This window comes from Bacillus sp. DNRA2, from assembly GCF_012843265.1.
Lineage (GTDB): Bacteria > Bacillota > Bacilli > Bacillales > Cytobacillaceae > Bacillus_BU.
This window is the reverse complement of the sequence record NZ_JABAIT010000017.1, coordinates 1-21,025: the sequence shown is the minus strand read 5'-3', so window position 1 is coordinate 21,025 and position 21,025 is coordinate 1. Positions and strand designations below refer to the sequence as shown.

The following is a 21,025-nucleotide window of genomic DNA, read 5'->3' as shown; positions in this document are numbered from 1 at the left end:
AAAAAACTATGGGAAAGCGTCCCATGGTTAAGAAAAATTATAGTCTGTGAATTTTCAAATAACATTTATCTTCTTCTGCTACATCAATTGCTGTACGTAGTACTTCAAAAAATGTTTTCCCATCATTTGTTGCAAAATAATTCGCTAGATTAGTTACTTTTGAACTAATTTTATCCCCCCACGGTGGATTTTTTGATAAATCATCTATATCCCAAATAACTTGTTCCGGTAAGTATTTTGATAATTCCTGTTCAATTTCGATTAAATTAGCTTTTACAACAGAAACTTCATTCCAGTTTAGTTTGTCATTATACAACTCATTCATCAATAACGGATATTTTGTACCCCATCCTTCTTTTTCTAAATGATAGGAGATTGTTGAGAAGAATGAATGTACAAAATCGCTTTGACTCAATTCGTAATAAAAACAATCTACTAATATTCCTACTGCCATTTAACTTTCACCTCTAATCCATTTTAAAAATTATTTTTGCTACATCATTGTTGAGGTACTTATCACATTATGAAAAATAATCGGACAACGTTTGATTTTCAATTATGTCATCCCCTAGCTTTCTTTTGTTTTTATTTCTTCTTATGAATATTATGGCTGTTCGCCAGGACTGTCTGTTTTTTCTGAGGCTTCCTGTGTTTGGCAGAATATTTATCTTCCAACGGACGCCTTGGCATGGGAATGATAAACGACTCAAATCTGAATTTGCAATATGTGAACAAGAAGAACTCCGGCCAGGCAAAGGCAATCGCGTATTGAAGGACAACAATTAGCAAAAGTAAGAAATACAATTGAAGCAAGGGACCAAAGCTAACCGTTGAATAAGATAATATCTTGAATATTGAGCCTCCAAGCATCGTAACACCGAATACGATAGGTATGCTTATATGCCCTTTTGAATTTGCAAAATCATATAATCCTTTACCGCCTATGCGAAGTTCACCTTTTTGAACTCTTCGGACTCCTCTAATGGTTGAAATGACCAAATAGACAAGTCCTCCAATATATAGAATAATAGCTGTAGTTTTTAAATAATCAGGTGCTGTTCCGCCCATGCAAAATATTAAAAAAGCTAAATACACTTCTGTTGACATCTTTAATGGAATGATACTTAACAAGACTGATTGTTATTTTTGAAACCGAAAGGTATATTTTTCCTTTGTAAACATTAATACAATTAAAAATTGGATTATTAAAAGAATAATACTAACTTTTGCGGTTATAGGCCAAAAAGAGGTTGGAAATGGGTATCCGCTTCCTAAAATCCCCACTGCTATCACACTTGTGATTACTCCACTAATCACGAAAGTTGCCCAGAAAAATCCTGGAATCGAGTGAGGATTCAGCCTGCCATATGCAACCGACCGTATCCCATAAAAATCTTCCTCAGCACATTTCTTTAACATACAAACCTCCTACATCACCAAAATATTTTATCGAGTTTTTTCCCGACACTATTAATATACTCATCCGCTTTATCGAACGTTTCTCTTGCCAATTTTTCAGCTTTATTTACCATATTATTAGCAATATCTTTTGTCATTTCTACCAGAGTTTCCTTTTAATGGTAATATAGTACTTTTGTGGTAATGATACCATAAAAGTCATTATGAAATTGAGAAATTTATCAGTATGTTTGAGCAAAACCATCACATTGCAATAAAAAAGAAGCCTCCCAAAAGTTCAAAGAACTAATGAGAAGCCTCCGTTAATTTCCTTTTTATTAGAAAATGTTAGCATTACACTATCATCTTACTCCAAAACCCATTCATATCAAGCTTTGAGGGGGCTATTACATCATGCCGCCCGCGAGCTTTGAGTGTGTAATATCGTTAACGAGAGGTGCAAAAAACGCGGTAAATCAACGTTTTGGATATTGCTGGTTGTAACATCTTTAACGGGGATTTACCGCTTTTCATAGGATTGCGTTAGCTAATGTTAGCAATTTCAAGCAGATATACTTTTTCCATTGTTCACACACTCAACGTGGCTTGAATGTTGGTCGCAGACATAAATAGGATTATTCAGAAATTCACCCTATGGGGGTACACTCATGAAAGTTTACTAAAGCAGGTTACTCTTTTCAATGAGACTACGTTTTCGAACTGTAATCATTTCTTAGTAACTACTAATTTACATCAATTACTTGTATTCCTTTAACCTGTGCATAGTCATTAATCACTTTGATTAAATTGTTTCTATAAACTGATATCGCTCCGTGTATTTCTCTTTCACCATCTGTATCTACATATTCCGGAAATAAAATAAAATTGGTTTGATCCATTTTTTTTATTATATATTCATTTCCTTCAAATTCTCCACATCTGATATGATATGAAGTAATAAAAGACATTATATCTTCATATAATTCCTGTGTATTAATTTCTGCCTGCAAAAATCCTTCTAAAACATTCATAATAATCTCACCTTTCTATTTTATTGGATAAGCAGATAACATGCCTCCATCTTCTGATAATACAACTTTAATTAAGTTTTCTCCCTTTGTTCCTATAGTTTTTCCAGCGTCAATTATTACTGAATAACTCTGTTTTCCCATTTTAGTTAATCCATTATCTGTTATTGACTGGACTGTTCCATTTTTCATTGAATCCTTCAATATTTGCTCGGCAGCACCTTTAGAATCTCCTAAAAACTTTGCCTCATTACCTTTAGTTGTTGATAAATGCTTTGGTTTGACATATGCGTCATCAATATTAAATTTATCAACTACACTGGCACCCTTACCAGCATCACCCGTACCCTTAGTTACACCTCTTACATCATCCAAACCTTTATTCACTACAGGGCTGCTTACTTCATCAGATTTCTTAATATGTAGAAAGTTTTCGCCATTACCACTATGTGCCCCTGCATTGGATAGTTCCAGTTTTTCTAATTTAATGGACAAATGTTCTCCAATGTCAATCAAGCCTTTGCCAAATAGTTTTTTTCCACCCTTAATCGCTAACGATTTGGGATTGACCATGTATTCTAGTGGTTCAAGTGGAGTTCCCTCATATGAAGAACCTAACTCTTTCACATTGCCAGTTCGATCTTTTTTGGGGACTTTCTCAACAATTTCATATCGGGTAACGAACTTCCCATTAACCCTAGCTGTTTATTTCCTGACAATCAGCCCATTGTCAAAAACATAAAAATCTCCACCATATTCTTCGAATTCATCAATGATTTGTAATTTGTATGCCAATTAATTATTGATACTTTCAAACTCTTTTTTACTAATTGTCCTAGGCTTTTTTGCCCGATAAATTTCACTGTTGTGATAGGCTTTCGTATCAAAATGAATCGGTGTTATGGCACCGTTTTTCGTTGATGATTCTAATAACTGCTGAAACAGAAGTTTCGCATAGGACTCGGCCGGCTGGGACTTTTGGTATTGATTGACTAGATCATAGTCCAGTTCATGAACTTTCTCAATTGTATCCTTTCGCTCTTTTTCGGCTAGGTACATAAAACGATACTCCTTGAGGGTACTACCATCATGCGTTCTCGATTCCCAAACTAATCATTTCCAATTTGCTACTCACAAATTTCAGCTGACTTAATATAAATTAAGCAAAAAACCTTGAAAGGCAATTTAGCCCATCAAGGTATATGTTTATAAAGTAAACGCTTTTATTGTTTACTATCCTTTTTCCAAACACTTTCTCCGTTAGTTAAAAAAACCGCACTTGGCGGATCATCATAAAGTGAAATTTCAACTAATGAACCTTTCTTTTGTATTAACCAATTATATAAACTACTTTTTTCACTATTAGGATGCGATATGATATCATTTACTTGAAATGAAACTGCATAATATTCGGTATAATTCACATCATCGTCATCCAACCCATTGTCTGTTTCAAAGAGTGTGTCTGGTTCACCAATAATCTTTAATCCACTTTCCCACTCTATTATCAAGTCACTATCTTTATACTCTTTTAACACTTTTATTAAAGGATCATATTCCATGATATCCTCCCTCTTATTACTTTTTTAATGGTTCTGAAGGCACTATATGCGCTCCGTCTTTTCCGTAATGAATTATTCCTCTAGTAGTTTCAAGGTATTCACCAGTATCACGATCATAGTATTTTCCAATTGGTTTACCAAAGTCTACTCTTTCTTTTCTACTGTTTGGCAGCAGTTGGCCTTTTCCTGCAAACTTATCAAGCAATTTTTGTGCTGTTTTATTATCAACATAGAAAATACTCTTGATTTTTCCATTTGCTATTTCTTGTTTGTAGTTTGGTGTATTAGGAATATGCTTTTCTTGGGCTCCTGGCTTTACTTTAACTGGGAATCCATAAACTTCTCTACAAGGTCCAATTGGTACTGAATTCTTTCCATAAGAAAGGACACCATTACCCGTACCCTTAGTACCACCGCTTACATCAGCCACACCTTTATTCACTACAGAGCCACTTACGTCCGCAGATTTCTTAATATGTAGAAAATTATCCTCATAACCACTATGTGCCCATGCATTGGATAATTCTGTTTTTTCCAATTTGATGGACAGGCGTTCCCCAATGTCATTCAAGCCTTTACCAAATAAATTTTTACCACCCTTAATCGCTAACGATTTAGGGTTGACCAAGTATTCTAAAGGTTCAAGTGGAGTTCCCTCATATGAAGAACCTAACTCTTTCACATTGCCAGTTCGATCTTTTTTGGGGATTTTCTCAACAATTTCATATCGGGTAACGAACTTCCCATTAATCCTAGCTGTATATTTCCTGACAATCTGCCAATTGTCAAAAACGTAAAAATCCCCACCATATTCCCCATACTCATCGATGATTTGAACTTTGTAGGCTAATTTATGCTGGATGTTTTCAAATTCTTCTTTACTAATTTACAACTTCATCCAAAATAATCAATTCTCTTTCTGCTAAAACGTATCTCATTGCTTTATATAATCTTATAAATCTATTAAAATCATTTGAATTTCTATCTTTTAATATTTTGTTATATGGTTTTACCTTTGGTAATTTTGGTACATAGTTCGGGCTTTTCGAAGATGCAACCATATCCATAAAGAAAATGGCATCTTCTCTGGACAACTTTATTTCCTCTTCCATTTATATTCTCCCTTAAAAATAATCGCTACTGTAATTACAAGAATTTTCCCGTTCAATATCATGCATTTTCCTAGCCTGCTCCCTCAGGAAAGCGCCCATTTTATGGAATACCTGAGTAGCTTCTATAGCTGGTATAATTGAAGATTGTACTACAATAATTTGCTAAATAGCTGTATATGACATTGGACAAAAGCACTCAGTATCTTACCTATTTGCCACCACTATTTAGGTAATTAATTACCTTCTCCCTGAATTTCGAGAAACTGTTACCCTTGTCACCATAATACATCAGATGTCTACAAACAAATATTGCTCCTTTTTTTCCATTCAAATAACTAAATTGAATAAATGGATTGGAGTTGTCTTCAATTACTTTAATAGGTTTCTTTGTACTAACCTTAGATTCAATAATTTTATGTTCACACATAATTTCTAATAAATATTTAAGACTTGTTTTACTAAAAACAATAATTACCTCTGGAGTATACTGTATCAGGACTGAATAAAATAAATTCATGGCATATTTTTTTACATTGTCTGGTATTTCTTTGAGCTCTTTAATGTTAGAGGTTGGATATGGAATTACGTTTGTTTCCAAGATTGCTTTTCCTGTCTTCATTCCAAGTTCATTTACAAAATTTACAGTACCTTTCCTCGTTCGAGATATTGTGGTTTTGCCAGCATTCTCTCGTATTTTCTGATACTCCTTATAGAAATCATCATATTTGATTAGTAAATTAACGTACTTATCAATATCCATATCTTTCATAGAGATGGGGGTTGCGGGATTAATACCCACTAAAAAAATATCATAGTTAGATTCATCACCATTACATACAAAAGGACGGAAATATGGTGAATCTGAATTATCTCCAAAAGGTTTTACCATTTCTTTAAGATTCTTTAAATTCAAGTTAATCTCTACTCTCCTATATTATAATTTTTCAGTAATTTTACAGTGGACCATTCACCCAGTTACAATTATTAACATCAATCTTACAACCACAATAAGGACAGTAGGATTCTTCTACTTCAAACGTTCTATAATGTATTATTGCACCTTCAAAAGAGCAACTTTTACAGAAAATTAATAGACCTCTCAATATTTCAGAGTATTTTAAGTTCTCCATTAACTCTTCAAATAATGGCTCATCTTCTTCATCAGAAACGCCAGGGTATTCACGACCTAAACAGTCATCCTTATCTAATAAATCATCAACTAATTCAACTGATTTAGCTAATCCAGTATTGGTTATCTTATTGTACTTTTCGTATTCCTCTGTAACCTCTTCAAGTTCACCTGGATCTAATGATATTGATTCCGTTCCTCGCTTACATAAGACTAAAGTGTGATTTTTAAATTTTTTTGCATCAATAATGGAGCCGATTTTTTGAATTTCTATTAGTGAAGATGTAGGTTTGTGAATGATTATTTCATAGTTTTCTATCCATTCACCAATTTCCTGAGCATTCCATTCCTCATTAAAGATAATTGAAATTAAGGCATAATGATCCCCACTTTTAATCAAATTAGCAAAACAATCCCCCATCTGAATGCTTTCAGTATGAGATTCTGAAAATTTGTCTTCATAATTAGGAATTAAGCAATACTCGAAAACATCAGGATACTTTCGAAGTTCTCCAAATAGCTTTGCACTTTTATAATCCTTTAAACAAATTACTTTTCTCTCATACCCATTGTTCACATCAGCACCTCTATTAACCTTTGTATTTTCATAGAATTTTTTAGTTTCAACTGCATCCGATATATAGTAACCTTCACAATCACTTCTATAATTCAACATGAATTTTTAATTTCCTTTAAAGGAATGTTTGAAGAATCAGGCCCTAAACATAAAGAAAGAGCACATTTCTTACTACAGAAGTGCGCCCTATCGGAATAAAAGAGTAAAATCTCATTAACTATTTGATATCAAAATTTGATATCCTATAATTTAATAAGATTTATATAACATTGTAGTTTATGGAGGATTTTGTATTGAAAATTGTTCATGAATCACCCAATAGTTGGCAAGATTTAGAACTAATAGTTGCAAAAATATTAAAGGAATGTGGATTTGATGCGGAACGTGGCAAACAGATAGCAACAGTAAGAGGTACTGTTGATATCGATGTGTTCGCAAAGGATAGCAACAGCACACCTTCATCAGAGTACCTTATCGAATGTAAATATTGGAACACTGATATCCCTCAAACGGTTATTCACTCATTTAGAACGGTTGTTAGTGACTATGGTTCACAATACGGTCTAATCATCGCTAAAAAAGGGTTTCAATCAGGAGCATATGAGGCAACTAAAAACACTAATATACATTTACTTTCTTGGGATGAGTTTTTATCATTATTTGAAAAACGTTGGTTGCAAAACAGAATAAGAAGTATACATTATACAGCAAAACCCTTGCACATTTACACCGATCCTTTAGATGTTTCTGACTATCTGGATCATCTCTCAAAAAATGAAATATCGCAGTACAAAAAGTTATGTGAAAAATATGTAAGGTACTATATTTATTCTCATGAGAGTACTTTTGAAGAAATCGCTAGTATGTCACTGTCACATAAAGAACAAATTGACAGCATCATCAAAACAGCTCAAAAGCATTTTGATGACTATTCCTTTAATAGTTATACTGATTTTTTTGAACACATAGAACAAAAATGTGTGGAGGGAATTCAGCAATTTGAAGAGCTTTTCAAGAATACTGATGTGAAGCTCCATGTTGAAAAATATTGTTAATTTGGCCCTAGAATGTAAAAAAGGCGCTAATCCTTGCTGTGATCTGCGCCCGATTTTTTGAATATCATTATTTATTATACGGTTAGTTTTTGCATCAATGTTGTTTTTAGTATGGTACTTAATTCCTTCAATCAAGTTGGTCCGCCTGCTTTATCTGAATCTTAAATTCGACTCCTACGCCCTAAAATAACTTTTATCTTATTTCAGTATTTATTGGCTTAAGTCGGAATAGTTCAGAAGTTTCATTGTATTCTACAACTTCAGCAGTAATATGAAGATTTTGTCCCGCACCAATACTATCCGGTATTTCAGAACCAGTAAGATTTAAATCAATGACACCGACATTTTCGAACTGAAAATTAGGTCCACTAAAAGTGGTTTCATTATAATCACCTGCAAGAATTAAAATGTTATATCTTGTTTTATAATTGCCATGTTGCATCATATTTGCAATATTTCCATCAAATTCAATGATTCTACCAACATATTTTTTTGCAAATTTACCGATAATTGGATCGTTCTCATTTTTGACTGATAAGAGTGCTGCAAGATCTTCATTATTTTTTACCGTTAATATCGATGTATCATTGGTTGATTGTTCAACGGTCTTAGAACTCTTTTCATCAGTAGATTTGGTAGCCTTTTTCTTTTCGTCAGTAGATTTGGTTTCTCTTTTCTTTTCATCAGTGGATTGGGTATCCCTTTTATTTTCATCAGTAGACTTGATGTCTTTTTTCTTTTCATCAGTAGATTTGGTGGCCCTTTCCTCTTCACTTGGAAATGTGTGATATGTAATGACTATTTTGGAGTTTTTTTGGAAACTATCATTTGCACTAAACTCAGTATCTCCATTAATCTCTACTTTTTCAATTTCTCCATCCTTTGTCAACCAACCAGTAATTAAATCATCCAATACCTTAGTCTTAATATTGGTAAATCCTGTTTCTTCCAATTGTGAAATGACTGTTTTATAATTTTCTCCAACAAATTCATCAGAAGATTTGCTTACTTTTAGCATTTTTTCTTGTTCAGCAGAACATGCTGAAATGATAATAATTGCGGCCATTAAACACAGGAACAATAAAAGTTTTTTCATAATGCCCCCCTTAAATTATGTATTAACTTAATAATATTTGCTTTTCAATTATCCTGAATATACAAATAAATTCAAAACTATCATAACACATTGATTTGCCTTTTTACTGATATAATTACCAGTAAAATGGCTTGAGACTTTTAATATCTAGAGCTATTTCCTACTACCTTCTAATATTACAATTAGTATTATTCATATGTTTTTTCAATTTGAGTTTACAAATATCTATACTTCCCTATACTGGTCAAGTGTCCCTATCCTATTTCCTGGTCGTATTTCAGCTTTAATGTAATCCATTCGATAGATATCCTTTGTTTCTATGTTGCGGAACCGTTCTACAATTAATTCTGTTCTATAACAATATGGCCCAAAACGTAAAATGGGCGCTTATCCTTGCTGTGGATACGCGCCCGATTGCTGAAAAGTTTAATGTGATGAAATATTGGAATTATCATCACATTATAAACACTTGAGGATTAATAATATTTTTCAGTTGTTAAATTTATAAGAATAAATTACCAATCTTACTTAAAATATATTTCCAAAGAAAAAAGGAGAATCAAGCCATGAGTTAATAATCTTGACATCATTTTCCTTTAGTCTTTCAAACAATTTTGTTACAGGTGGCATTTTCTCCTCACCATAATAAACGCTTTCAAAAAATTCATACAGCATTACTTCAGAATGTGACCAGCCCCAGTTAAAATCCTTTTTTGGTCTTGTCATATAATCTGATTCTATGTTCCAAGCCTCATCAAATGGAACAACTATACTAAGGGAAGATTTATTCCACATTTCTTTAAATGCAAATGAATAAGTACATCCTTTATACTTATTAGATGTATGCTTATATATTGAATCTACTATTTGTTCCCCTAACTTTAATGCTTCATCAAAGTACTTTTTTGTAATTGGTAAAAATGCACCTTCTGTTGTTGTTCTTGCTTTTTTTCCTGCCTTTTCTATATACGTTCTATTTACTTTCCACCCTCCGTGCATTCCGGTATCTCGAGTTGCCTTCATTTCTACATAAGATTCCCAAAAGGGTTCAAGTAAATTTCCTTCTGCAGAGATTGTTTTTTCAAATTCTTTTCGGTAATCACTAGGTGATTTATACAAAATATCCATTATCATTTTTACTGCAAGCTTTTCGATTAATTGAAATTTACTATTGCTATCAAAAATTTGGTTTTTTTCAATAGTCTTTGTGGTTATCTTTTCTGGAAAGCTAAGTAAAATCTCTTTCATAATTTGTGAAAAGTAGTCTTCGAGATTAGCGATTAAAGCAATAAATAGTTGGGATCTAAGAAAAGGTACCACCCTTCTATCAGATGATTTTAGAATCGTATTGTTTTTATCAATCTGTTCGAAGTCTCTTGAAAGGTATTTACCAGCTGCATTTAAATGACCAAACAGTGAAAAACTATCTCCATATGCTGCTTCAGTCGAAGCCGATTGTATAAAATCACTTACATGTTTAAGAGCATTTATTTGGGATATTTTTGCATCTGAAATACACTTAATATTCAGAAGCAGACTTGCTTTATACATTTTTTAGATTTCTCCTTTCCAACACTAGACGACACTAAACTAACGTAATCGTCTCCATGATTTTTAAATAGTATATTTGTACTACGCAAAACAAGGGTATCTTGGAAGTAACATTAATAACACAAGTTATTAGCATCCACGTTCAGTATTACTTTACTAACTCATAAAAGTTATCAATTTTTCTAAATGCTTTTTTCTTACTTAAAAATAAATGATTGATTGGTATTACCTCATCCTCAATTTCAGTTGCAGCTTTTTGATAGCCTATTTGCCAAGGATTTTCTAAAAAATTCAATAGCTTATTGGCAGTAACCTTCCCTTGAAAAACACCTTTCATTTTGGGTGGCATTATCTGTTTTATTGGCTTGCCTTTCTCAAAAATTGTTGGCAACCTTTTATAAAGTAATGTCGTGAAAACTGTATAGTCGGTAATGATTACTCTATCCAATTCTAACTTTCTAGCTAGTTTGCAAGGATATATAACCATTCTATATATTCGCCTTGGCTTCCAATCTGTTGCTAAATTACATTCCTGATTCTTGTTAAACTCGTCAATCACGTGAATTAAATTAGAACTATAGAAGTCACATATTCTGTTAGTTTGTTCTACATCTTCTGGTATTTTTTTATTATATAAATCATACCTTTTTCTTTGTGTAAAGGCTGAGTTGTATGTTTACACTCACATAAAAATAAGTCATTTCCTAAAAGAAAAGCCACATCACATTGATATACATCGTTTCCTACTTTTCGTTTAATACTTACAGCAGGAATTTGGTTATTCCTTAAATCATTAAGAATTCTATCCTCATAACAGTAACCCTTAAAGTCAAGGTTCATATCTTCCTTTGTTGCCATAGACGTAAGTGCTATTACATCTTGTAGGTTACTAACAAGTGATGGGACGGTTATAACATTTTCTCCTAGTTCAATAAATGGAGAGTCAAACCAATCTACTGAGCTCTTTTTAAATTTTAATTTATTGTATATAAATCTTGCACTATCCCCGTCTATACCATGCTTAATAAACATGTTTATCCAATGATCGCGAGTTGTTATATACAACCAACTGTTTGGGACACCATTGTCAGGAAATATATTTTTATTTAAAAATTCTCTATTATAGTATCGAACTATAGCATATGCCCTTAGCCATTTTACAAGTTCAATGCCACTAACTTTATAATCCAAACTATCACTTGAAAAATACTCTAAATATTCCTCATATGATGCCTTTTCCCATTCATCTATAAAAGCATCTGGAGCAAAAGAGTTAGTTTTGGAATCTTGTTTTATTATTACATTCTCATCTCGGTTACTAACGATATTTGTTTGCCTAAATGATTCGAACCGTTGGATTTCTATTTTCTCGTCTAAAAAACTTTTTAAGTCATTTGGGGTAATATTAGTGTATTGTCCATTACATACCAATTTATAATTGCCAAACTTCCAGTCTTCTAGGGCATCAAATAGAACATTTCTTATATCTATTAAATGGAGGTATTGGATTGATTTCTCAATATCAGTCCATTCTATCTCTTCTTCTATTCCACAACATTTAAATTTGTTATTATCGTAAAGGTATCCGTGAAAAATGAAAGCTTGAACAACTTTACTTGCTTGTTGCAAAGTATAATCAATAACATCAGTTAACTGATTAGCAGATAATTTATCGATGCCTGTAGCCTTTCCCTTAATATTTTTCTGTATGTCTACATCTCCATAAAAGTCTTTATTTTTACCACCATTAAACCTAAGATCCTTTAATGCTCTTACATAGATTTCAAAAACTATTAGGAAAGCAAAAAGTTTATTTTGATCTGGAACTTTTATAACTTCATTAAATTCATCTTTATTGTAGTAATCTTCAAACAAGTCATTAAACGCTTTTATATCATTTTCATATCTTTCAATTTCAGACAACTCATTTTGTGTCAAATCACTTGAATAAATTTTTCTTATTAACTCTAAATAACTCTCATATGATTTTGAATCCGGGTAAGCATTTACCCCTAATCCATTGCCCTTAAAAGCAAACAATATTTCTCGCAATGTATGTTTTTTTATAAAAGCATCAATCATATCATGATTTTTTAAAACATCCATTAGTTCATAAAAAGCTTTTGTATTCAATACCTCACCAGCCTTTGTATTATTACTTGTGATCCAATTATCTCATAGGCTATATTGATATATATAGACACACATGTATAAGCAAAATTGAATCAGTCTCGTAGACATCTGCTGCGACTTTAACACTATATTGTCCAACTTCCATCCTCTCCTGTTCATACTTCTAAATCTATATTATCCAAATTTTCCCTGTTTGTGAATTTCATTAAATTCTTTCATATAACTAAATAAAATAAAGACCTTTTTTGCGTTGTTGCACAGTATGTAGTCTACTACGCTGTTTTTGATAATCTAGATTTGAGCCACTTTTAAGTGTTTTGATCACATAAAAAATGAGCCACTTAATTTCCAATTCTATTAACCTCTCTTATGATAGGAAGTGACCAAACTTACTTCATTTGAGAGGACGAAAAGGATGATTGAAATGGCTCAATTTCATAATATCAAATTCCTAAAAGAGGTTGAAGGTTTATCGCAAAGACAAATCGCGACAAAACTTGGAATCTCCCGTAATACTGTAAGTAAATACCTAAAAAACAATACAGCACCGACAACAGTCTTACGGAAAAACGTTTATGGAACAAAAGAATATTCTCCAGAAACCAAAAGGGTTATTCCTATTATTGATCAATGGTTAGAAGAAGATCAAAAGAACTGGAGAAAACAAAAGCATACCGCAATCAAAATTTTTAAGAGATTACAAGATGAATATGATTTTAAAGGCTCTGCCTCCAACATACGTAAAATCGTAGCCAAGCGCAGGCAACAAATTCAGGAAGCGTTTATTCCTTTGGATTTTCAACTCGGCCACCAATTCCAATTCGACTGGGGAGAGGCGGATATTATTCTACAGGGTCGAAAACAACGCATTTTTCTCTTCTGCGTTCAGCTTTCCGCCAGCCGTATGCGGTTTGTCAGAGCGTATCTCCACGAAAAACAGGAAGCTTTCCTGGATGGTTTTGTTCACGCGTTTGAGTTTGTAGGGGGTGTACCAACAGAGGGTCTACTAGATAATCTTAAAACAGCTGTACTGAAAATCTTACAAGGAAGAGATCGGCTAGAACAGGAGTCTTTTATTGGGCTTCAAGCACATTACGTGTTTAAAGCTGAATTCTGTAATCCTGCAAGTGGGAACGAAAAAGGGAGAGTTGAGGGCACGGTAGGTTACATAAGAAGAAATGCCTTGGTACCTTTACCTGAAGTTCAATCAGTAAAAGAACTGAATGACTATCTCATAGATTGGTGTTTAAAAGAGGCCGGAAGGACTCACGTCCCAAATAAATTAGAGACTGTCTTAGAAATGTGGGAGAAAGAAAAAGAGTACCTTCATCCCCTTCCAACGAATCGCTTTGAAGCTTGTAAGCTTATATCATGTAAAGTTAATAAAACTTCCCTTATTACAGTGGAAACCAATCGTTATTCTGTACCAAGTAGCTATGTTGGTCAAGCTGTATGGGCAAAAATTTTTGCCGATCGTGTAATCGTAGTGGCTCAAAACCGTGTGATCGCAGAACATACTCGCTCCTATGATCGTAATCAGATGATCACCGTTCTTGATCATTATCTAGAAGTATTACTTAAAAAACCACGGGCAATCCGAGACGCTCACGCATTCCAATCCACTGAAATCCCAGATATTTTCAAGAGATTCCATTTAAAAATGCGCGAGCAAGAAGGCTCTGTTGGTGATAGAAAGTTCATTCGACTTCTCCTCCTCCATCGTGATATTGGTATGGATAATTTAACGAAAGCCTTATTGGAAGCAGAGAAATCGCAAGTTTTCCGGTATGAGAAGGTTCATGAAATCATACATAGGCTTACAAACCAGTTCACACCAATCAGTACTCTTCCTATGGACAAAACACCTGTCAATCTCCTTGATTACAAAGTGAATAAGTCCAATATAGAACAGTACGGTCAATTGACGGGAGGCGCAGGAAAATGACAACTGAATTACTTTTAGACCACTTAACTAAACAACTAAGGATTCCTACTATTGCAGCACAATATCGTTCTCTCGCAAGAGAGGCTGAGGATCGTAATTTAAGCTACGAGGAATTTCTATTGGCCTTACTAGAAGCAGAATCAGAATCTAGAGAAGAAAATCAAAGACAAAGAAGGCTAAAACAAGCTGCTTTTCCTGTCCAAAAAACACTAGATAGTTATGATTTTAGTTTGATGCCAAGTCTGAATAGGAATCGTTTTCTTACCTTATCAAAAGGAGATTTTGTGGAGAAAAAGGAAAACATAATTTTTTTAGGTAACAGTGGGACCGGAAAGTCGCACCTGGCAACGGGGCTCGGCATTGAAATGATTAAAAATGGTTATAAGGTTAAGTTTATCTCCGCAGCAGAATTAGTAGAAGAATTACTTTTGGCAAATGAAGAACATAAGCTTGGAGCATTAGAAAAGAGATGGCTCAAATTTGATTTGATCATAATTGATGAACTTGGCTATGTGCCATTCACGAAAATTGGGTCAGAGCTCCTGTTCCAATTCTTTGCAGGTCGATATGAGAGAGCAAGTGTAATGATAACTACGAATCTAGAATTTACGGAATGGACCTCAATATTTGGAGATGAAAAAATGACTGCAGCCCTTCTAGACCGCCTTACACATAGGGCTCATATCCTCCTGCTAAATGGAGAATCTTATCGGTTTAGACAAAGTATGAAGCAAAGGGAAGAGAGTGACCAGTAGTCTGGGCGCGCGAGGAGTTTAGGGGAGTTTGCCCCTCGGGGCAAACTCCCCTAAACTCCTAATCCTCCCCCAAATATGGAAATAATACAGAATGAAGTGGCTCACTTTTGAAGTGATCACTCTGGCTCAATTTAATATTGACAAATACATACGCAATACAAGAGTTACTTCATAATCTTGCCCGATTGTTGAATAAAGCTAAAACATTTATTTTTATCTAACTTAAAGATTTTTTCAGTACATTTACAAAACTTCAATCCTAAATAATGGTAAATAATTATGACTGTTATTCGTTATCGCCCCATAGGTAGATGATCTCATTGAAAATTTGCTCTCTAATTTGCGGTTTTATCATTGCTTCGGTTGCTAAATCAACCTTAATGCCTAATTTATCCTCTAAATAATATTTGATTGACAAGAATTCTAAACCGAGTGCTTTCTCAGATTCAATAAAAACATCTACATCGCTTGATGCTTTTTGTTCATTACGAGCATATGAGCCAAATATGCCAAGTTTTATAATTCCGTATCTCTCTTGTAAAAAATTTTTTGATGCCGTTATTTGTTTTTCTAATGCTTGTTTTGATATACCTCCCACCAACAAAGTCACTCCTCTTCTACCAATTTTTTCAATTCTGGATCTTCTTTTACAATTTGTTCAATTAAATTATATAGCTCCTTGTCTTTTATGTTCGCTTTTAACTGCTCTTGTATCTCTTTTACTTCATTTTTGAACTATTTACTACACACTTTCAGTGCTCCTCTATAATTTAGGTAATTTACAACAAAATCGAATTAACAATTGATTGTTTCACTTTTCAAGAATTTTTCAAAGATAACCCCCGTCCACCATCTCCAAAGTTCAATAAATATATTTAATATCATAATTAAAAATTTTTAAATTGTCTTAAAAGGAATTTTTGACATTCCCTATGGAAATAATGTTCTTTCAGTAACACAAATATACTTTGAAAGTGAGGCTGTTGAATGAAAGGACATTTTTACAGAAGAGGCTGTAAGTGCAAGAAGAAAAAATGCACTTGTGGTTCAAAATGGGCTTTCACCGTTGATATTGGATTAGATCCAGTTACCGGCAAAAGAAAGCAAAAGGTAAAAAGCGGGTTTATTACTAAACAGGAAGCTGAAGAAGCTGCTGCCGCTCTCATTCTTGAATTAAACCAAGGCACCTATTTAGAGGAAACAGAAAAAACGTTTAGTGACTTTGCAATGGAGTGGCTTCCGGTCTACAGTGATTCAAAAGATGTAAAGCCTGGAACGATTCGAGTTCGCCTTCATGAAATTGGAAAATTACTGCCCTACTTTGCCAAACTTAAGTTAAAAGACATCACAAGAAAGATGTATCAAGATGCTCTAAATGATCTTAAAGACCGAGGTTACTCAGATAGTACAAGAGATGGAATTAATCGTACAGGAAGAATGATTTTCCGGAAGGCACTAGAGCTAGAGCTACTTAAAAAGGACCCGACTGAATTCGCTTACGTGAAAAAAGATAAAAAAACGATTGAACAGTTGGAAGAAGAGGAAGTACCAAAGTACCTTGAAAAAGAAGAGCTTGCTTTACTCTTAAAAACAGCAAAAGCCAATGACCGCGAACATGATTACTTAGTTTTTTTGATATTAGCCTATACAGGAATTAGGGTTGGAGAATTGGTTGCTCTTAAGTGGAAGGATATAGACTTTAAAAACTACACCATTAGCATTACCAAAACATATTACAATCCCAAAAATAATGCTTTGGAATATCAGCTAGTCACACCGAAGACGAGAAAATCACGACGAAAAATTATTGTGGACGAAGAGGTGATTGATGCTTTAAAGGAGCATAAAAAGGTTCAAGATGAAGTCATCAAGCGCTTAGGTGCTGCTTACCATAACAAAGATTTTATCTTTGCCAAAATGGAACGGCATTATGGTTATCCCATTGTAGTTAAAAACGTACGAGATCGAATGAAACGGCTGCTAGCAATTGCTGGTCTAAACGAAGACTTAACACCGCATAGTTTAAGACATACTCATACGTCACTTCTTGCTGAGGCTGGTGTCTCACTCGAACAAATCATGGACCGACTTGGCCATTCCGATGATCAAATCACGAAAAATGTGTATCTCCACGTAACCCAAGAAATGAAAAAAGAAGCCTCTCAAAAGTTCGCTGAACTCATGAGAAGCCTCCGTTAATTTCCTCTATGTTAGCAAAATGTTAGCAAACCACTCTCATCTTACTTAAAAACCCAGTCATATCAAGGGTTTGAGGGGGCTATTACATCATGCCGCCCATTCCACCCATGCCGCCCATATCAGGCATCATTGGTGCTGCTGGTTCTGGTTTGTCAGCCACTACTGCTTCAGTAGTTAAGAACATAGCCGCTACAGATGCAGCGTTTTGAAGTGCTGAACGAGTTACTTTAGTTGGGTCAACGATACCAGCTTGGATCATGTTTACCCACTCGCCATTTGCAGCGTTGAAGCCTGTTCCTACTTCTTCATGCTTTAAGCGCTCAACGATAACAGAGCCTTCAAGACCTGCGTTGTGAGCAATTGTACGTAATGGCTCTTCCATTGCGCGAAGAACGATATTTACACCAGTTGCTTCGTCGCCTTCTGCTTGGATAGCAGCCACTTTATTGTATACGTTAAGAAGGGCAACACCACCACCAGATACGATACCTTCTTCTACTGCTGCGCGAGTAGAGTTTAGGGCATCCTCGATGCGAAGCTTGCGCTCTTTTAATTCAGTTTCAGTAGCAGCACCAACTTTAACAACTGCCACACCACCTGCTAATTTAGCTAGGCGTTCTTGTAATTTTTCACGGTCAAATTCTGAAGTAGTTTCTTCGAATTGAACACGGATTTGATTAACACGTGCTTGAATAGCTGCCGAATCACCAGCACCTTCAACGATTGTTGTATTTTCTTTTGTAACAACAACTTTTGAAGCACGACCAAGTGAAGCGATTGTTGCAGATTTAAGCTCACGGCCAAGCTCTTCAGTGATAACTTCTGCTCCAGTTAAAATAGCGATATCTTCAAGCATTGCTTTACGACGGTCACCGAAGCCAGGAGCTTTAACAGCTACAGCATTGAATGTACCGCGAAGTTTGTTCAATACTAATGTTGATAATGCTTCACCTTCAACATCTTCAGCGATTAATAATAATGGCTTACCTTGTTGAACAACTTGCTCAAGCACTGGTAGGATTTCTTGAATGTTAGAAATCTTTTTGTCAGTGATTAAGATATATGGATTCTCTAAAACAGCTTCCATTTTCTCTGTGTTAGTTACCATGTAAGCTGAAGCGTAGCCACGGTCAAATTGCATACCTTCTACTACGTCTAATTCAGTTGTGAAACCTTTTGATTCTTCGATTGTGATAACACCATCGTTACCAACGCGCTCCATAGCTTCTGCGATTAATTGACCTACTTCTTCGTCAGCAGAAGAAATTGCAGCAACTTGTGCGATAGATGCTTTACCTTCGATTGGTTTAGAGATTTCTTTTAATTCTGTTACAGCTGTTGCAACTGCTTTTTCGATCCCTTTGCGGATTCCCATTGGGTTTGCACCAGCAGTTACGTTTTTAAGACCTTCACGAATCATAGCTTGAGCTAGAACTGTTGCAGTAGTCGTACCGTCACCCGCAACATCGTTTGTTTTGCTTGCTACTTCAGCAACAAGCTTCGCACCCATGTTTTCGAATGCGTCTTCAAGCTCGATTTCTTTTGCGATTGTTACACCATCATTTGTGATAAGTGGTGAACCGAATTTTTTCTCTAGAACCACGTTGCGTCCTTTAGGTCCAAGAGTTACTTTTACTGCATTTGCAAGTGTATCAACACCACGAAGCATCGCACGACGTGCATCTTCACTGAATTTAATATCTTTTGCCATTGTAAAAATTACCTCCTCTAAATGGTTAATTAAGTATATTTATCGGTCTATCGATCCAATTACTCGCCAACTACAGCAAGAATGTCATTTTCACGTAAGATTAAGTATTCTGTACCTTGGTATTTTACTTCTGTACCTGAGTATTTTGAGAAGATAATGCGATCGCCCACAGCAACTTCTACTGCTACACGCTCGCCGCTATCAAGTACACGTCCTGAACCAACTGCTACAACTTTTCCTTCTTGCGGTTTTTCCTTTGCAGTGTCAGGTAGTACGATCCCGCTTGCAGTTTTTTCCTCTGTTTCAACAAGCTCAATAACAATACGATCACCAAGTGGCTTTAACAAGTAAAACAACCTCCTCAAATATCTATGAAATTTCATTATTAGCACTCTCTCTACTTGAGTGCTAACACAATTATTATAATAATTAATAACCTCTACTTTTGCAAGTATCATGTATAAAAATTTTAACGGAAAAGTGGAAGCGGCTTGCTCAGGGGCTTGTGACCCGAGCCCCTAGCCGCTGGAACTAGACACTACACGTAAAATTACTCAACCTTAAAGAGTATGCTACATATTTCCAATTTTATTCTAAATGAAAGAAAAATTAATGAAGATAATAGTCATTAATTGAATCCTTGGGCGGTTTATGAGTACAATTAGACTTATTGCATCAGTTTTATAAAGGAGAAACATAATTTGAAGAAAGAATATGGTTTTGTCTTAATCGCCTATATAGCTATGCAGCTCTCGAGCTTTTTTGGCATTCCTTTAACCATCTTTATTGGTACCTCACTGGGTAAATCAACTGCTGAGATGCAGAAATTATCAGTACCAATATGGCTTGTTGCCAGTTTTGCGATTACACTGATACTCGTTTTATGGATATTACGGAAAGAATATTCCCAAAATAATACTCGCGATAAAACCGACATCTCAACATCTGTTTTTTGGGCGGTATTCGGATTATTCATCGCACTATTTGCCCAAGGCTTTGCCGGTGCAATTGAATCGATGATGGGGATTAAAACAGGCTCTGAAAACACCCAACAAATCGTTCGTATTATAGAATCGTTTCCAGTTATGATTTTTGTTAGTTCGATAATAGGTCCAATCCTTGAAGAAATTGTATTTCGGAAAATTATCTTTGGTACACTTTATCAGCGCTTAAACTTTTTCCTTTCTGCACTGATTAGTTCTGTTATTTTCTCTTTGGCACACATGGAACTGGAACATACGCTACTTTATTCTGCGATGGGCTTCACCTTCGCCTTTCTTTATGTAAAAACAAAGCGAATCATCGTTCCTATTTTTGCCCATGTAGCCATGAATACGTTCGTTGTGCTTGTTCAATCCGTTTTTAAAGAAGATATTAATCGGTACATTGAACAATCAGAAAAAATTCAAAGTTTTATCGGAGGATTCCTATGATAAGGACACCCTTAATTTCAGGTGTAATCCATATAATATTAGCCTGTTTATTCACATATTTTGCAATTGAAAATGTAAATGAATATGGCTGGGATTTTTTCAGCTATGTCCTAGTTCTTCTGGCCACTTTTGACTTTGGCACAGGCTTAAGACTAGTTGCCCTGCATTTTAAATTAAAGAAGATACTTCAACAGCAAAAAAAATGAGATCGGATGAACAATGTTTTTTTCCAATTATTAATTAAATAGAGTAGGCGCATGAATTACTCATGCGCCTCTCACAGTTCCGTACGTGCGGGTCATCGCATACGGCTCCTCCATAATTATCCCCGTTGGGGATGA

23 protein-coding genes and 1 pseudogene are annotated in these 21,025 nt (G+C 34.7%); 6 read left to right on the top strand and 18 right to left on the bottom strand.

All coding sequences use genetic code 11. The features are described from left to right. Positions 1-37: 37 nt before the first annotated feature. From HHO41_RS14630 to HHO41_RS14580, 11 genes and pseudogenes are all read right to left on the bottom strand, one after another. Positions 38-454: an immunity 70 family protein gene (locus HHO41_RS14630; RefSeq protein ID WP_169099923.1), complete on the bottom strand. Its 417-nt coding sequence runs from the start codon at positions 452-454 to the stop codon at positions 38-40. A 131-nt stretch (positions 455-585) separates the two neighbouring features. Continuing rightward, positions 586-1,095, bottom strand: a complete 510-nt coding sequence (locus HHO41_RS14625) for a hypothetical protein (RefSeq protein ID WP_169099921.1) — start codon at positions 1,093-1,095, stop codon at positions 586-588. 45 nt (positions 1,096-1,140) lie between these two features. After that, positions 1,141-1,419, bottom strand: a complete 279-nt coding sequence (locus HHO41_RS14620; RefSeq protein WP_169099919.1) for a hypothetical protein — start codon at positions 1,417-1,419, stop codon at positions 1,141-1,143. Between the two features lie 722 nt (positions 1,420-2,141). Further along, entirely contained in the window at positions 2,142-2,429 is a 288-nt protein-coding gene (locus tag HHO41_RS14615) for a hypothetical protein (RefSeq protein WP_147536250.1), read from the bottom strand. A gap of 15 nt (positions 2,430-2,444) precedes the next feature. Continuing rightward, positions 2,445-3,053: a hypothetical protein gene (locus tag HHO41_RS14610; protein ID WP_169099917.1), complete on the bottom strand. Its 609-nt coding sequence runs from the start codon at positions 3,051-3,053 to the stop codon at positions 2,445-2,447. 168 nt (positions 3,054-3,221) lie between these two features. Beyond that, positions 3,222-3,485: a hypothetical protein gene (locus HHO41_RS14605; protein ID WP_169099915.1), complete on the bottom strand. Its 264-nt coding sequence runs from the start codon at positions 3,483-3,485 to the stop codon at positions 3,222-3,224. A 164-nt stretch (positions 3,486-3,649) separates the two neighbouring features. After that, positions 3,650-3,988 (bottom strand): hypothetical protein, encoded by a 339-nt coding sequence (locus HHO41_RS14600; protein ID WP_169099913.1) that lies wholly within the window; start codon positions 3,986-3,988, stop codon positions 3,650-3,652. Between the two features lie 16 nt (positions 3,989-4,004). Continuing rightward, a pseudogene (locus tag HHO41_RS14595) lies at positions 4,005-4,373 on the bottom strand (polymorphic toxin type 50 domain-containing protein); the annotation flags it as partial. Between the two features lie 496 nt (positions 4,374-4,869). Beyond that, a complete protein-coding gene (locus tag HHO41_RS14590) occupies positions 4,870-5,100 on the bottom strand; it encodes a hypothetical protein (RefSeq protein ID WP_169099912.1) in 231 nt (76 codons plus the stop codon). A gap of 208 nt (positions 5,101-5,308) precedes the next feature. After that, entirely contained in the window at positions 5,309-6,013 is a 705-nt protein-coding gene (locus HHO41_RS14585; RefSeq protein WP_169099910.1) for a hypothetical protein, read from the bottom strand. 40 nt (positions 6,014-6,053) lie between these two features. Next, positions 6,054-6,905, bottom strand: coding sequence for a hypothetical protein (locus HHO41_RS14580; RefSeq protein ID WP_169099908.1), 852 nt, complete (start codon positions 6,903-6,905; stop codon positions 6,054-6,056). A gap of 194 nt (positions 6,906-7,099) precedes the next feature. Here HHO41_RS14580 and HHO41_RS14575 point away from each other — a divergent pair, with 194 nt between their 5' ends. Then, complete coding sequence (locus HHO41_RS14575) at positions 7,100-7,861, top strand: restriction endonuclease (RefSeq protein WP_169099906.1); 762 nt, start codon at positions 7,100-7,102, stop codon at positions 7,859-7,861. 193 nt (positions 7,862-8,054) lie between these two features. Here HHO41_RS14575 and HHO41_RS14570 read toward each other — a convergent pair whose 3' ends face one another. The 4 genes from HHO41_RS14570 to HHO41_RS14560 form a co-directional block, all read right to left on the bottom strand. Further along, on the bottom strand, positions 8,055-8,957 hold the full coding sequence (locus tag HHO41_RS14570) for a DUF4839 domain-containing protein (protein WP_169099904.1): 903 nt from the start codon (positions 8,955-8,957) through the stop codon (positions 8,055-8,057). Positions 8,958-9,485: 528 nt separating this feature from the next. After that, the gene (locus HHO41_RS14565; RefSeq protein WP_169099902.1) at positions 9,486-10,508 is read right to left on the bottom strand and encodes a hypothetical protein; all 1,023 of its coding nucleotides are present in this window, start codon (positions 10,506-10,508) and stop codon (positions 9,486-9,488) included. A 148-nt stretch (positions 10,509-10,656) separates the two neighbouring features. Next, positions 10,657-10,995: a hypothetical protein gene (locus HHO41_RS22405; protein ID WP_248278478.1), complete on the bottom strand. Its 339-nt coding sequence runs from the start codon at positions 10,993-10,995 to the stop codon at positions 10,657-10,659. 119 nt (positions 10,996-11,114) lie between these two features. After that, positions 11,115-12,641, bottom strand: coding sequence for a hypothetical protein (locus HHO41_RS14560; RefSeq protein ID WP_248278477.1), 1,527 nt, complete (start codon positions 12,639-12,641; stop codon positions 11,115-11,117). 415 nt (positions 12,642-13,056) lie between these two features. Here HHO41_RS14560 and istA point away from each other — a divergent pair, with 415 nt between their 5' ends. Further along, a complete protein-coding gene (gene istA, locus HHO41_RS14555) occupies positions 13,057-14,586 on the top strand; it encodes an IS21 family transposase (protein WP_169099900.1) in 1,530 nt (509 codons plus the stop codon). Next, a complete protein-coding gene (istB, locus tag HHO41_RS14550) occupies positions 14,583-15,341 on the top strand; it encodes an IS21-like element helper ATPase IstB (RefSeq protein ID WP_169099898.1) in 759 nt (252 codons plus the stop codon). The genes istA and istB overlap by 4 nt, the downstream gene beginning before the upstream one ends. A gap of 286 nt (positions 15,342-15,627) precedes the next feature. On the opposite strand, the gene HHO41_RS14545 is transcribed toward istB, so the two are convergent. Then, the gene (locus HHO41_RS14545) at positions 15,628-15,939 is read right to left on the bottom strand and encodes a nucleotidyltransferase family protein (protein WP_348981285.1); all 312 of its coding nucleotides are present in this window, start codon (positions 15,937-15,939) and stop codon (positions 15,628-15,630) included. Between the two features lie 389 nt (positions 15,940-16,328). Between HHO41_RS14545 and HHO41_RS14540 the strand changes: the two genes are divergently transcribed. After that, the gene (locus HHO41_RS14540) at positions 16,329-17,540 is read left to right on the top strand and encodes a tyrosine-type recombinase/integrase (protein ID WP_169099896.1); all 1,212 of its coding nucleotides are present in this window, start codon (positions 16,329-16,331) and stop codon (positions 17,538-17,540) included. Positions 17,541-17,622: 82 nt separating this feature from the next. Here HHO41_RS14540 and groL read toward each other — a convergent pair whose 3' ends face one another. Together groL and groES are read right to left on the bottom strand one after the other, a co-directional pair. Continuing rightward, the gene (groL, locus tag HHO41_RS14535) at positions 17,623-19,251 is read right to left on the bottom strand and encodes a chaperonin GroEL (RefSeq protein ID WP_169099894.1); all 1,629 of its coding nucleotides are present in this window, start codon (positions 19,249-19,251) and stop codon (positions 17,623-17,625) included. A gap of 59 nt (positions 19,252-19,310) precedes the next feature. Beyond that, on the bottom strand, positions 19,311-19,598 hold the full coding sequence (groES, locus tag HHO41_RS14530) for a co-chaperone GroES (protein ID WP_169099892.1): 288 nt from the start codon (positions 19,596-19,598) through the stop codon (positions 19,311-19,313). 354 nt (positions 19,599-19,952) lie between these two features. On the opposite strand from groES, the gene HHO41_RS14525 reads away from it, so the two are divergent. Continuing rightward, positions 19,953-20,684, top strand: a complete 732-nt coding sequence (locus tag HHO41_RS14525; RefSeq protein WP_169099890.1) for a CPBP family intramembrane glutamic endopeptidase — start codon at positions 19,953-19,955, stop codon at positions 20,682-20,684. After that, positions 20,681-20,890: a YdiK family protein gene (locus tag HHO41_RS14520; RefSeq protein WP_169099888.1), complete on the top strand. Its 210-nt coding sequence runs from the start codon at positions 20,681-20,683 to the stop codon at positions 20,888-20,890. The genes HHO41_RS14525 and HHO41_RS14520 overlap by 4 nt, the downstream gene beginning before the upstream one ends. Positions 20,891-21,025: the final 135 nt, after the last annotated feature.